Source organism: Arcobacter rhizosphaerae (assembly GCF_049472155.1).
Classification (GTDB): Bacteria; Campylobacterota; Campylobacteria; order Campylobacterales; family Arcobacteraceae; genus Arcobacter_B.
Genome location: NZ_JBMOVW010000012.1, coordinates 35,520 through 48,705, shown reverse-complemented (window position 1 = coordinate 48,705; position 13,186 = coordinate 35,520). Strand labels below are relative to the sequence as shown.

Sequence of the window (13,186 nt, the reverse complement as noted above, 5' to 3'; positions counted from 1 at the left end):
TTCTTTAGAAATAAAGGATATGATATTTAAAAACATAATGTTAAAGTCTTAAAATTTTTCTAGCGAATATTTAAATGAGAGTTTAAATATAAACTAAAAAACGAAACAATTTTAAAAACACAACTTTTTTATTAGATGTAGCAATATATTTAATAAGATAGTAGCCAAGGAATAATTATTCAAAACGGTGAAGTAATGTAAATTACTTTATCAACAAAAATAAGCTATTAAGGGCTAATGGTGGATGCCTAGACTGTAAGAGGCGAAGAAGGACGTACTAGACTGCGATAAGCTACGGGGAACTGTCAAGAAGTTTTGATCCGTAGATTTCCGAATGGGACAACCCAGCATATAGAGATATATGTTACCTTTCGAGGGGCGAACGTGGCGAAGTGAAACATCTCAGTAACCACAGGAAGAGAAATCAAATGAGATTCCGTTAGTAGCGGCGAGCGAACGCGGATTAGGACAAACCCAATGCTTGCATTGGGGGTTGTAGGACCATAACATGAGACTAAAGAAGATAGAAGAAATAGTTGGAAAGCTATAGCATAGAAGGTGATACTCCTGTAATCGAAATTTTCAATAGCTCTAATGGTATCCTGAGTAGGTCGGAACACGTGATATTTTGACTGAATCTAGGGGGACCACCCTCTAATCCTAAATACTACTTACAGATCGATAGTGAACAAGTACCGTGAGGGAAAGGTGAAAAGTACTCCAGTGAGGAGAGTGAAATAGAACCTGAAACCATTAGCTTACAATCATTCGGAGCCCTATGATTTATCAGGGTGACGGACTGCCTTTTGCATAATGAGCCTGCGAGTTGTGGTGTCTGGCAAGGTTAAGTCAAGTACGAAGCCGTAGCGAAAGCGAGTCTTAATAGGGCGAATTAGTCAGATGCTGCAGACCCGAAACGAAGTGATCTATCCATGAGCAGGTTGAAGCTGGTGTAAGAGCCAGTGGAGGACCGAACCGGTGGGCGTTGAAAAGTCCTCGGATGACTTGTGGATAGGGGTGAAAGGCCAATCAAACTTCGTGATAGCTGGTTCTCTCCGAAATATATTTAGGTATAGCCTTGTGTAGTAGCATATAGGGGTAGAGCACTGAATGGGCTAGGGCTGCTTACCGCGGTACCAAACCCTATCAAACTATGAATACTATATGTGTAATCACAGGAGTCAGGCGTAGGGTGATAAAATCCTATGTCGAGAGGGGAACAACCCAGACTAACAGCTAAGGTCCCAAAGTCATATCTAAGTGGAAAACGATGTGGAGTTACTGTGACAACCAGGAGGTTGGCTTAGAAGCAGCCATCCTTTAAAGAAAGCGTAACAGCTCACTGGTCTAGTGATTCTGCGCGGAAAATATAACGGGGCTAAGATATGCACCGAAGCTTTAGACTCAAGTTTACTTGAGTGGTAGGAGAGCGTTCTATTCAGCGTTGAAGGTGTACCGGCAAGGAGCGCTGGAGCGGATAGAAGTGAGCATGCAGGCATGAGTAGCGATAAAAGAGGTGAGAATCCTCTTCGCCGAAAACCCAAGGTTTCCTACGCGATGCTCGTCATCGTAGGGTTAGTCGGGACCTAAGTCGAGTCCGAGAGGGGTAGACGATGGCAAATTGATTAATATTTCAATACCAACAAATAAGCGCGATGTGGGGACGCATAGAGTTAATCGAGCACACTGATGGAATAGTGGGTCGAAGGACGTAGGCTGTAACTTAGGCAAATCCGGGTTACATGAAGCCGAGATCTTACAGGCTCTTGACACTCTTCGGAGGAGATAGAGAATCGATGATACTGTCGTGCCAAGAAAAGCCACTAAGTATATTATTTGTTGCCCGTACCGTAAACCGACACAGGTGGGTGGGATGAGTATTCTAAGGCGCGTGGAAGAACCCTGGTTAAGGAACTCTGCAAACTAGCACCGTATCTTCGGTATAAGGTGTGCCTACTTTGGTATAGAGATTTACTCTCAAAAGCTAAAGAGGTTGCAACAAAGAGTCCCTCCCGACTGTTTACCAAAAACACAGCACTTTGCTAACACGTAAGTGGATGTATAAGGTGTGACGCCTGCCCGGTGCTCGAAGGTTAATTGATGATGTTAGCATTAGCGAAGCATTTGATCGAAGCCCGAGTAAACGGCGGCCGTAACTATAACGGTCCTAAGGTAGCGAAATTCCTTGTCGGTTAAATACCGACCTGCATGAATGGCGTAACGAGATGGGAGCTGTCTCAACCAGGGATCCAGTGAAATTGTAGTGGAGGTGAAAATTCCTCCTACCCGCGGAAAGACGGAAAGACCCCGTGCACCTTTACTACAGCTTGACACTGTAGCTTGGATATTCTTGTGCAGGATAGGTGGGAGGCTTTGATTCATAGACGCCAGTATATGATGAGCCATCCTTGAGATACCACCCTTGAATATTTGAGTTACTAACTGTGTATAATTATCTTATACCAGGACAATGTCTGGTGGGTAGTTTGACTGGGGCGGTCGCCTCCTAAAAAGTAACGGAGGCTTACAAAGGTTAGTTCATGGCGGATGGAAATCGCCAGTTGAGTATAATGGCATAAACTAGCTTGACTGTGAGACATACAAGTCGAACAGAGACGAAAGTCGGTCATAGTGATCCGGTGGTTCTGTGTGGAAGGGCCATCGCTCAAAGGATAAAAGGTACGCCGGGGATAACAGGCTGATCTCCCCCAAGAGCTCACATCGACGGGGAGGTTTGGCACCTCGATGTCGGCTCATCGCATCCTGGGGCTGGAGCAGGTCCCAAGGGTATGGCTGTTCGCCATTTAAAGCGGTACGCGAGCTGGGTTCAGAACGTCGTGAGACAGTTCGGTCCCTATCTTCCGTGGGCGTAGGAAAGTTGAGGAGATTTGTCCCTAGTACGAGAGGACCGGGATGAACGTACCACTAGTGTACCAATTGTTCTGCCAAGGGCATCGTTGGGTAGCTATGTACGGATGTGATAAGAGCTGAAAGCATCTAAGCTCGAAGCCAACTTCAAGATGAACTTTCCCTGAAGATCCCAGCAAGACTAGCTGGTTGATAGGCTAGGTGTGTAAGCGTTGTAAGACGTTTAGCTGACTAGTACTAATAGATCGTTTGGCTTTTTTTAATAAATTTCTTGGTTTACTATCTTATTAAGTATATATCTGTTGCTTTAAAAAACTTGTTTTTTAAAGGGAACACTACTTAATAAATGTGTGAATTGTTTCACAAAGCGTTTCCTTGAAAAGATGAACATCTTTTTAAGAAGCTCATTTAAGACTTTAACATTATCTTTACACTCATTACCCTAATGTGAGTATAAAGAGTTTATTTGAACTTTTTATACTCATATTGCTGGTGGTTATAGAGAAGTGGAAATACCCAGCCCCATTCCGAACCTGGAAGTCAAGCACTTCATCGCTGATAATACTGCAGGTTTCACTTGTGGAAACGTAGGCCGCTGCCAGCTCTTGAGTTTTATCTAAAAGCTTTTATCTATTTGAACTTCTTTACAGTTCCTTTAGGTAGAAGCTTTTTTTTTAGCCCTTTTATTTATATTTTTCTTTTATTTTATGTATTCTATTACTTTTTTGCCGCACATTATTTTTTCTTCTCCTATATTTAATTTGTGTGTTTTTATTTTATCTTTTATATATATATCAAATTTCATTTTTTTCATTGTAAATAGTCTACATTCATCTTTTTTAAATTCAAATATCATTTTTGAATTACATACTCTTTTGAACTCTTCTATTGTATTAAATCTATTTAATCCTATTTGCATCTGTTTATTTGTATTTACTACACAATGACCTTTTTTTGTAAAATAATTTGGCTCTTTTATTTTGCTACAAGCACTTATTGATAGTGAAGATATTATTAGTATTAAACTAATTTGCATAGTTTTAGATATTTTCATTTATATCACTTTTATAGGAATATTTACTTCTATTTTAAAATCAGTATTATCTATTAAATGATTTTTTATGTATTTTATATAAATAGGTAGAGTTGTTATTTCAAAGCCATTTCCTTCTTTTAAAATCCATTCTTGATGAATGTATCTAATAAAATCTATTATATCTCCATATTTACCATCTAGTTTAAACACAGCACATAAAGTTTTAGGAATAATAAAAGTTGAAATATTAGATTTTATTGAAATATCTTTATCAATAGTTATTGCTGCAATATATTTGCATTTTTCAAGTGGTGTTATTGATGGATTGTCATGATGTAAACCAATTTCTTCATAGTGTAATATATTGTTTTGATATGCTAGTGCTCTTAATTTTTGCCATGTATTTTTAATACTTTTATCATAACCTTTATGTCTAATATAAGCACAATGTATTTCTTGGTTTACTTTAATTTCAAAATCTAAATTTTTTACACTTGTAAACTTTTTAATATTTAATTTATTACTATATTCATTAAATGCTCCCTTTCTCCATTGGGTAGGTGTATATAAAAATCTTTTTTTAAAAGCTTTTATGAATGAAGAATGTGAACTATATCCACATAGTTTTGAAATTTCTGTAATTGTTGAGTGTTTATTGGAAATTAATAAATTTGCCGCTTTTTGTAATCTAATAGAGGTAATTACATTTGAAAAGTTTTCACTTGTTTCTTCTTTGAAAATTCTATGGAAATGAAATTTTGATATTTTGTTTATTTTTGCTAAATCATCAAGAGTTATTTCATGTTCTATATTTTTATAAATATAAGAAAGACTTTTATTTACTATATCTGAGTGTTCTTGGATTGTTTCTTTTTTCATATTATATTATAACAAAAAAATAAGCAATATAAAACAAATATAATGCAAGATAAAATAAAGATATTTTTCTTTGTTTAAAATATAATATAATAAAAAAGGCTTATAATGAGTAAAGAATTTAAAAGATCATATATAAGAGAGATTTTGGATGTAATTAATGATAGTACAATTTCTTTTGCAGGTGGTTTACCTGATGAGAGTTTATTTCCTAAAGATGAATTAATAAAGGCCACAATGCTTGCAATGAATGATACAAAAGCTTTACAGTATTCATCTTCTCATGGCTTAAAGTCATTAAGAGAAAAAATTGCGGCTTTTTATAATGATAAATTAGATTTCCCAACTAACAGTAATGAAATTTTGATAACTAGTGGAAGTCAACAAGCTTTTGATATTATTTTGAAAGCTTTTAATACTAATGTTATCGTAGAAGAGCCATCTTATATTGGAGCTTTAGCTTCATTTAGGGTTTTAAATAAAAAGATAAATTCTTTTTCAAAATTATCTAATTTAAAAAATATGATTGATAGTAAAACAAGTGTTTATTTAATTAGTGACTTTCAAAATCCTTCTACATCTTCATATAGTTTATCTCAAAGACAAACCTTAGGGGCTATTATAAATAAAAAAGATAGTTTTCTTATAGAAGATGGTGCGTACACTTTTTTAGATTTTGATAATTGTTTTAAAACACCAATTTCAAAGAGTGTAAAGAAATCTTTTCATTTAGGATCTTTTTCGAAAATTGTTGCTCCTGGTCTTAGAGTTGGTTGGATTCGTGCAGATAAAAAATTGATTGAAAAACTCTTGTTTATTAAGGAGTCATTAGATTTACATACTGCAACATTAAATCAAATGATTTTAGATGAGTATTTAAAAAGTAATGATATTTTTAATCATATAAAAAAAATAAATTCTATTTATGAAAATAAAATGAATTTTATGGCAAATAGTTTAGAGAAATATATTCCTTCATTTTCTTTTGAAAGACCAAAAGGAGGAATGTTTATTTATGGAAGTTTACTTTGTGATAGTATGGAAGTAGCAAAGAAAGCACTTGAAAAAAATTTGGCTATTGTTCCTGCTGAAGTTTTTTACTTAAATAAAAAAAGTAATGAAATTAGATTAAATTTTACAAATTCTACAAATGAAGAAATAGAAAAAGGAATTAAAATTTTAGCAAAAATAGTGAATAAGTTTAAGATGGAAATAAAATTAAAGTAAGTCAAAAGAATTTTATTTCAAAATTATATTATAGTTTATATTATTTGTCTTGTTTTTTATTATATTTTTATTAGAAAAAGACACTTTTTTACAAACAATTTACAACTTTTATGTATAAAAACTATGTTTTTATATTAAGTTTTACTTAAATTTTAGTATAATTCGGCCTTAATTTAAAAATAAGGACTAGCTTATGAACTTTTTTAAACTAAAAGAGCATAATACAACAGTAGGTACTGAATTTTCTGCTGGTTTTACAACATTTTTAACAATGATGTATATCGTTCCTGTAAATGGTTTTATTTTAGCTGATGCAGGCTTACCAATGGATGCAGTAGTTACTGCTACAGCATTAATTACAATCTTAGCTACACTTTTCTCTGGGCTTTGGTCAAATACTCCTATTGCTATGAGTGTTGGAATGGGACTAAATGCATATTTTTCTTATGGCTTAGTGCTTGGAATGAAGCTTCCATGGGAAACTGCTTTAGGTATTGTTTTTCTATCAGGATTACTTTTTGTAATATTGTCATTAACAAATTTTAGAATTTGGATAATGACTTCAATTCCAATGAGTTTACGTAGAGCTATTAGTGCGGGTATTGGATCATTTATTGCTTTTATTGGTTTAAAACAAATGGGTATGATTAGTGCAAATGAAGCTACACTAGTATCATTAGGTGATTTTTCAAATCCAAATGTACTTTTAGGAGTTCTAGGTTTAATTTTATCTTTCTTATTCTATGCATATAGAATAAAAGGTGCATTTATTTTATCAATTGCTATTACTTCTATTGTTGCTTGGACATTTGGTTTAGGTGACTTACCTAAAACTGTAGTTTCAATGCCTGCTTCAATTGAACCAATATTCTTTAAACTTGATATTATGAGTGCCTTAAGCTTGTCTTTATTACCTGTTATTATCACTTTTTTAATTACTGATATGTTTGATACATTAGGAACTTTAACTGGTGTAGGAACTAGAGCAAAACTTTTTCAAGAAAATAATAAAGAAGATAAGTCTTTACAAAAAACTTTAGAAGCAGATGCTATTGCTACAACAGCTGGATCTATGATTGGTGTATCAACAACTACTGCATTTATTGAAAGTGCCTCAGGAGTTGAAGAAGGTGGTAGAACAGGTTTAACTGCTGTATTTACAGCAATGTTTTTTGTAGCTACATTATTTATGCTTCCTTTATTTAAATCTATTCCTTCTAATGCTATTTATCCTGTACTAGTTGTAGTAGGAGTTTTAATGTTTACAGAACTTGGAAAAATAAATTTTGAAGATTCAGATTTAGCTACAAGTGCAGGAGCATTTTTAATTGTTATTTTAATGCCACTAACATTTTCTATTACAAATGGAATTGCAGCTGGTTTCTTAGTTTATACAATTATCAAAATTGGTAAAAAAGATTTTGAAAGTTTAAATTTAGGTATATTAGTAATTACATTTATTAGTGCATTAGCATTTATTTTATAAGGAATATTTTTTGGAAAAACTTTATTATAGTTATGAGTTGTTTAAAGAAGACACACAGAAGTTAGTTGATAGTTGTAGAGATTATGAACCAGATATTTTATTGGCTGTAGCAAGAGGTGGATTAACACTTTCTCATTTAATGGCACAAGCTTTAGATATGAGAAATTTATATTCATTAAATTCTATTCATTATGAGGGTGATTTAAAATTAGATACTTTTAATATTTTTAATATTCCTGATGTTTCTCATGCTAAAAGAGTATTAGTTATTGATGATATAGTTGATTCAGGTGAAACAATGGAGGAGATTTTAAAAATATTAAAAGAAAAGTTTCCTACAGTTGAATTTAAACTTGCAACTCTTTTTTATAAAAAAACAGCAGTATTACAACCTGACTATACTGTTAGAGAAGCTACTCAATGGATTGATTTTTTTTGGGAAGTTGACGTTAAATAATCCTTTAGGCCAAAAGTTTTATTTTGGCCTAAAAACTATATAAAATATTACTTTTATAAATAAATTATAAAAAATTTAGCTAATTTTTACAAACTTACTAGTATAATCTAAAAAAAAATAATAATGGACATAAACAATGACATTTATTGAATTTAAAAAACTACTTTTAGATGCTGAACTTACAATACCAAAATTTACTGCTTTAATTAAAGTGAGTGAAAAGAATATCCAAGCTTACAAAAAGAAAAAAGAAGTACCAAATGCAATTGCTACTATTGCAGCTTGTTTTGCTAAAATGAACCAAGAAGGTATAGATTATAAAACTTTAATTAATGATTTAGAGTTAAAGAAAAAAGAGAAAAAAGGTGCAGGATTTTCAAAGAAAAAAGAGTTAAAAGATAAAGAACCTCAATAGTACTACTTATTGTTAACATTTTTTTGATATACTTCGCAAAAAATTAAAATTGGGAAGTATATAATGTTAATTAATGAAAATTCAAAAAAATTTCTTGCAATAGCAAGTTTTTTATTTGCATTGGCTATAGCTATAGGTGCCTTTGGTGCACATGGTTTAAAATCTATAGTTTCTGAAAAAATGCTACTTACTTATAATACAGGTGTGGAATATCACTTTTACAATACTTTAGGTCTATTTATAATTGCTATTATCATGAACTTTAAAGAAAATTCAAGAAAGTTACTAATTGCTGCATGGTTATTATTAATTGGTTTAATTATATTTTCATTTTCTTTATACGCACTTGTTTTATTAAATATGCCAATTCTAGGTGCAATAACACCTATTGGTGGGACTCTTCTTATTATTTCATGGTTAATTGTAACTTATTGTATTTTAAAGGAATAAAGTATGACAACAATTGAAAAAATTGAAGAAGTTAGAGATTCTAGATGGTTCTCAAATTTAACTACTATAATTATTATTGCTTATGCTTCAATTTTAGGCTTTAAGACTTTAGATGAAGTTGAAGGTAATTATGATTTATTTTTAAAGTTTGCTGATTATTTTGTAACTATTTATTTTGTGTTTGAATTAGCAATTAAAATGGTTGCTGAAAAAAAAATCATTAACTTTTTTAAATCAGGCTGGAATGTATTTGATTTTGTTATTGTAGTTATTACTCTTTTACCTCTTGAGTCATCGAGTTTTGCTGCTATTGCAAGGCTTATGAGAGTATTTAGAATACTAAGGTTATTTACTGCAAGGCCTGAATTAAAAGCTATTATTGATATGCTTATAAAGGCTATCCCTGCTATCATTGATATTGTTATTTTGATGTTTATAATTTTCTATATATATGCAATTATAGGAAGTTTTTTCTTTGTTGATTTACCATCAGGTTTATGGAAAGATTTTTTAATTTCTATGCTTACTTTATTTAGAGTATTGACTTTCGAAGATTGGACTGATGTTATGTATGAAGCTATGGAAGTTTACCCTTGGGCTTGGGTATATTTTGTATCTTTTGTTATAATTGCTGCCTTTGTATTTTTTAATCTTTTTGTTGCAGTTATTATTGGTGAAATGCAAAAACTTCAAGAAGCAGAGATGAAAGAAGAAATTCATGAAGATAGTAAGAAGTTAGATATTTTACTTGAAGAAATGAAAAGTTTAAAGCAGGAAATTAGTAAATTAAAAGAGCAAAACAAATGAAAAAAACTTTTACGATATTAGGTACAGGTTGGTTAGGCTATGCCCTTGCTAATAAAATGAAAGATACATATAATGTGAAAGTTTCTTTAAAAGATGAACTTAAATATGAAGATATGAAACAAAAGGGCTTTTATCCTTTTGTTTTAAATGAAAAATATTTAAAAAATTTAGATGAACTTTTAATGTGTAATTTTTTATTTATAAATTATCCTCCTTCAAAAATTGATAATTATCTTGATTTTCTTCAAAAGATTTATTCTCATCCAAATATTAAAAATATAGAAAAAATATTTTTTATTAGTTCTACTTCTATTTATCCTAATGTTGAGAATACTTATGATGAAACTTTTGAAATAAAAAAAGAAGAATCAAAACTTGTAGTTTTTGAGGCTGAAAAGATTGCTTCATTAAGTCATATAATATTTAGATGTTCGGGACTTATGGGTTATGATAGAATTGCAGGTAGGTATTTTAGTGGTAAGAGTTTAACAAGTTCTAATAAAAAAATAAATCATGTACATAGAGATGATGTAATAAAAGCCACTTTATTTTCTATAAAAAATGATATAAATGGTATTTTTAACCTTTGTTCACCAATTCATCCTTTGCGAGATGATTTATATGAGTTAAATTCTAAGAAGTATGGTTTTGAAAAACCTATTTTAGAGTATAAAGATAAAAAGGTTTTAAATAGAGTAATAGATGGGAGTAAAATTGAGAGTTTAGGATTTAGGTATAAATACCAAAACCCTATGCAATATCTTTAACCATTTGTATTAAAGGCTCTATCTCCAGCATCACCAAGTCCTGGTCTAATATATTTATTTTCATCAAGTCTTTCATCAATTTGTGCAATATAAATATCTACATCAGGATGAGCTTCTTGAACATTTTTAATACCTTCTGGACAACCTAGAATATTAAGTGAAATAATTCTTTTTGCACCTTTTGATTTTAAATAATCAATACCATCAATTAGTGAACCACCTGTTGCTATCATTGGATCTAATAATAAAACTGTTTTATCTTTAATATCTGGAATATTTTCATAAAATAGTTTACTTAATGCAGTTTCTTCATCTCTTTTCATAGCTAAAAAACCACTTCTTGCATAAGGAAGTGTTCTTAAAATACCTGTAAGCATTGGTTCCCCAGCTCTTAAAATTGGAACTAACACTAACTTTTGAACTTCAATCATTTCAACATCTAATGCACCTTGCCACGTATTGATATTTTGTGTTACTGTTTCAAAATCGCTTAAAGCTTCAGCTGCAATAATTCTTGATATTTCTTCAATTGTTAATCTAAATTCATTTGAAGCTGTTCTTGTATCTCTTAATCTGTTTACTAAATGTTTAACAACAACGTTAGAGCTTTCTTTATACATATAAAATCCCCATTTTTTATTTTTAAAGTTTATATAATACTGAAAAATTACTTATAAATTGCATATAAATTTAATTTTTATTAACTATTAATTTGTTATCATTTCAGGTTAAATTTTTTATAAAGAGGTTTTATGAACGCCACCGATTATAACTTTAGAGTCAAGGATTCAATTTTAGGTTTACAATTTTTATTTGTAGCCTTTGGTGCACTTGTGCTTGTTCCTATTTTAACAGGACTTGATCCAAGTGTTGCACTTTTTACAGCTGGTATTGGTACATTAGTGTTCCAATTTGTTAATAGAGGAGCTATTCCTCCTATTTTTCTAGCTTCTTCTTTTGCTTTCATTGCTCCTATTTCCCATGGAGTTAAAACTTGGGGTATTGCTGCTACTATGTCAGGACTTGTTGCTGCTGGGTTATTATATGTATTTTTAAGCTTTTTGATTAGACTTAAAGGAGATAACTTTTTACATAAATTGCTTCCTGCTGTAGTTGTAGGGCCTGTTATTATGTCAATAGGGCTTATTTTATCTCCCGTTGCTGTTAATTTAGCTATGGGTAAAACAGGTGATGGGAGTATTGTCTTAGTAGATTTTAATACTGCTATTATCATTTCAATGGTTTCTCTTTTAGTTACAGTTTTTGTATCTTTATTAGCTAAAGGAATGTTTAAGTTAATTCCTATCTTATGTGGTATAGTGGTTGGTTATGCTTTATCTTTATTTTATGGAATAGTTGATTTTTCTGCTTTTGAGAAAGCTGCTTGGTTTGCTATCCCAAATTTCACGGCTCCTGAGTTTAATTGGCAAGCTATTATTTTTATTTTACCTATTGCTATTGCTCCTGCTATTGAACATATTGGTGATATGTTAGCTATTTCAAATGTAACTAAGCAAGATTACTTAAAAAAACCAGGATTAAAAAACACACTTTTAGGTGATGGTTTAGCAACTTCAGTTGCTTCATTATTTGGTGGTCCACCAAATACAACTTATTCAGAAGTTACAGGTGCTGTAACTGTTACAAAGGCATATAATCCAGCTATTATGACATGGGCTGCTATTTGTGCTATTGCATTAGCATTTGTTGGTAAGTTAGGTGGTTTACTTGCTACTATTCCAACTGTTGTAATGGGTGGAATTATGCTTTTATTATTTGGAATTATTGCAACTTTAGGTATTTCTACATTAGTTAAAGCAAAAACAGATTTTACATGTCCTAGAAATATGGTAATAGTTTCTATGATTTTAGTATTCTCTATTGGAGGTATGACTTTTAATTTTGGAGATGTTCCTTTCTCTGGTATTGGACTTGGTGCTATTGTTGGTATCTTACTAAATCTTATTCTTCCACAAGCAAGAAAAGAAACAACTGAATAAAAACTAAATACATGGCTAGATTATTAGCTATGTATTTAAAACTTTTTATATTTATAATCAAAATCTTTCCCTTTCTTTGTTATAATTTCCTTTTATATTTTGAAAAGGGAAGATTTATGGCAAAAGCTAAAGAACATCAATTTGATATTTCAGCGAAACTTGATATGCAAGAAATGAAAAATGCAGTTATTCAAGCTCAAAAAGAAATCGATAATAGATATGATTTTAAGGGGATCACAAAAGAAATAGATTTTAATCAAGGTGCTAAAACATTAACACTTACAAGTGCAAGTGATAATAAAATCGATGCAATGAAAGATATCTTAATTTCTAAGATGAATAAAAGGGGTTTATCTATCAATTCTTTAGAAGAATTAAAAGCAGAAGACTCAAGTGGTGCAAATAGAAAATTTACATATAAAATCATTGATACTATTGAAAAAGATGAAGCAAAAACTATTCAAGCAGAGATTAAAAAGCTAAAATTAAAAGTAACAGCTGTAAATCAAGGTGATGAAATAAGAGTTACTGGGAAAAAGATTGATGAATTACAAGCTGTAATGAAGCATTTAAAGGGCTTAGAATTAAAAGCTCCATTAGTTTTTGATAATTTTAGATAAGTTTTTGAAATTTATGTGTAATTAATCTGAAATTAATTGTAATTTATATATAATTCTAATGTTAAAAGAGATGGATGATAGAAGACTCCTGAAAAATAGTTTTGAAATTAAGTCTTAACCCTTAGTTTTCTGTTAATAAACTTAATATTTTAATCCACTTCTATCTGTCTTTTTTGC

12 protein-coding genes and 2 rRNA genes are annotated in these 13,186 nt (G+C 31.0%); 11 read left to right on the top strand and 3 right to left on the bottom strand.

Annotated elements, in window-relative coordinates; translation table 11 throughout:
* The first annotated feature begins 217 nt into the window (after window positions 1-217).
* Both ACH5BH_RS13780 and rrf read left to right on the top strand, forming a co-directional pair.
* Window positions 218-3,130 (top strand): 23S ribosomal RNA (locus tag ACH5BH_RS13780).
* 226 nt (window positions 3,131-3,356) lie between these two features.
* Window positions 3,357-3,472, top strand: a 5S ribosomal RNA gene (rrf, locus tag ACH5BH_RS13775).
* A gap of 96 nt (window positions 3,473-3,568) precedes the next feature.
* Here rrf and ACH5BH_RS13770 read toward each other — a convergent pair.
* Together ACH5BH_RS13770 and ACH5BH_RS13765 are read right to left on the bottom strand one after the other, a co-directional pair.
* Window positions 3,569-3,922 carry a hypothetical protein gene (locus ACH5BH_RS13770; RefSeq protein ID WP_423298753.1) on the bottom strand — a complete coding sequence of 118 codons (354 nt, stop codon included), beginning with the start codon at window positions 3,920-3,922 and terminating at the stop codon, window positions 3,569-3,571.
* The gene (locus tag ACH5BH_RS13765) at window positions 3,923-4,783 is read right to left on the bottom strand and encodes an AraC family transcriptional regulator (protein ID WP_404308356.1); all 861 of its coding nucleotides are present in this window, start codon (window positions 4,781-4,783) and stop codon (window positions 3,923-3,925) included. It lies immediately after the preceding gene.
* Between the two features lie 105 nt (window positions 4,784-4,888).
* Here ACH5BH_RS13765 and ACH5BH_RS13760 point away from each other — a divergent pair, with 105 nt between their 5' ends.
* The 7 genes from ACH5BH_RS13760 (at window position 4,889) to ACH5BH_RS13730 (ending at window position 10,389) form a co-directional block, all read left to right on the top strand.
* A complete protein-coding gene (locus ACH5BH_RS13760; RefSeq protein ID WP_423298752.1) occupies window positions 4,889-6,007 on the top strand; it encodes an aminotransferase-like domain-containing protein in 1,119 nt (372 codons plus the stop codon).
* A 193-nt stretch (window positions 6,008-6,200) separates the two neighbouring features.
* Window positions 6,201-7,493 (top strand): NCS2 family permease, encoded by a 1,293-nt coding sequence (locus ACH5BH_RS13755; RefSeq protein ID WP_423298751.1) that lies wholly within the window; start codon window positions 6,201-6,203, stop codon window positions 7,491-7,493.
* Between the two features lie 10 nt (window positions 7,494-7,503).
* Entirely contained in the window at window positions 7,504-7,950 is a 447-nt protein-coding gene (locus ACH5BH_RS13750; RefSeq protein ID WP_404308350.1) for a phosphoribosyltransferase, read from the top strand.
* A 136-nt stretch (window positions 7,951-8,086) separates the two neighbouring features.
* Window positions 8,087-8,365, top strand: a complete 279-nt coding sequence (locus tag ACH5BH_RS13745) for a hypothetical protein (RefSeq protein WP_404308348.1) — start codon at window positions 8,087-8,089, stop codon at window positions 8,363-8,365.
* Window positions 8,366-8,428: 63 nt separating this feature from the next.
* Window positions 8,429-8,815 carry a DUF423 domain-containing protein gene (locus ACH5BH_RS13740; RefSeq protein ID WP_404308346.1) on the top strand — a complete coding sequence of 129 codons (387 nt, stop codon included), beginning with the start codon at window positions 8,429-8,431 and terminating at the stop codon, window positions 8,813-8,815.
* A gap of 3 nt (window positions 8,816-8,818) precedes the next feature.
* Window positions 8,819-9,622 (top strand): ion transporter, encoded by an 804-nt coding sequence (locus ACH5BH_RS13735; protein WP_404308344.1) that lies wholly within the window; start codon window positions 8,819-8,821, stop codon window positions 9,620-9,622.
* Entirely contained in the window at window positions 9,619-10,389 is a 771-nt protein-coding gene (locus ACH5BH_RS13730; protein WP_423298750.1) for a Rossmann-fold NAD(P)-binding domain-containing protein, read from the top strand. The genes ACH5BH_RS13735 and ACH5BH_RS13730 overlap by 4 nt, the downstream gene beginning before the upstream one ends.
* Here the strand turns inward: ACH5BH_RS13730 and upp are convergent.
* Window positions 10,386-11,009, bottom strand: coding sequence for a uracil phosphoribosyltransferase (gene upp / locus ACH5BH_RS13725; RefSeq protein ID WP_404308340.1), 624 nt, complete (start codon window positions 11,007-11,009; stop codon window positions 10,386-10,388). The genes ACH5BH_RS13730 and upp overlap by 4 nt on opposite strands.
* A gap of 132 nt (window positions 11,010-11,141) precedes the next feature.
* On the opposite strand from upp, the gene ACH5BH_RS13720 reads away from it, so the two are divergent.
* Together ACH5BH_RS13720 and ACH5BH_RS13715 are read left to right on the top strand one after the other, a co-directional pair.
* Window positions 11,142-12,389: a uracil-xanthine permease family protein gene (locus tag ACH5BH_RS13720; protein WP_423298749.1), complete on the top strand. Its 1,248-nt coding sequence runs from the start codon at window positions 11,142-11,144 to the stop codon at window positions 12,387-12,389.
* A 116-nt stretch (window positions 12,390-12,505) separates the two neighbouring features.
* Window positions 12,506-13,009 (top strand): YajQ family cyclic di-GMP-binding protein, encoded by a 504-nt coding sequence (locus ACH5BH_RS13715; protein ID WP_404308337.1) that lies wholly within the window; start codon window positions 12,506-12,508, stop codon window positions 13,007-13,009.
* Window positions 13,010-13,186: the final 177 nt, after the last annotated feature.

Bases quoted from the DNA above. Each gene is read 5' to 3' on its own strand.
- upp (WP_404308340.1), bottom strand. From the start codon at position 11,009: ATGTATAAAGAAAGCTCTAACGTTGTTGTTAAACATTTAGTAAACAGA.
- ACH5BH_RS13730 (WP_423298750.1), top strand. From the start codon at position 9,619: ATGAAAAAAACTTTTACGATATTAGGTACAGGTTGGTTAGGCTATGCC.
- ACH5BH_RS13770 (WP_423298753.1), bottom strand. From the start codon at position 3,922: ATGAAAATATCTAAAACTATGCAAATTAGTTTAATACTAATAATATCT.
- ACH5BH_RS13720 (WP_423298749.1), top strand. From the start codon at position 11,142: ATGAACGCCACCGATTATAACTTTAGAGTCAAGGATTCAATTTTAGGT.
- ACH5BH_RS13735 (WP_404308344.1), top strand. From the start codon at position 8,819: ATGACAACAATTGAAAAAATTGAAGAAGTTAGAGATTCTAGATGGTTC.
- ACH5BH_RS13760 (WP_423298752.1), top strand. From the start codon at position 4,889: ATGAGTAAAGAATTTAAAAGATCATATATAAGAGAGATTTTGGATGTA.
- ACH5BH_RS13765 (WP_404308356.1), bottom strand. From the start codon at position 4,783: ATGAAAAAAGAAACAATCCAAGAACACTCAGATATAGTAAATAAAAGT.
- ACH5BH_RS13745 (WP_404308348.1), top strand. From the start codon at position 8,087: ATGACATTTATTGAATTTAAAAAACTACTTTTAGATGCTGAACTTACA.
- ACH5BH_RS13715 (WP_404308337.1), top strand. From the start codon at position 12,506: ATGGCAAAAGCTAAAGAACATCAATTTGATATTTCAGCGAAACTTGAT.
- ACH5BH_RS13755 (WP_423298751.1), top strand. From the start codon at position 6,201: ATGAACTTTTTTAAACTAAAAGAGCATAATACAACAGTAGGTACTGAA.
- ACH5BH_RS13740 (WP_404308346.1), top strand. From the start codon at position 8,429: ATGTTAATTAATGAAAATTCAAAAAAATTTCTTGCAATAGCAAGTTTT.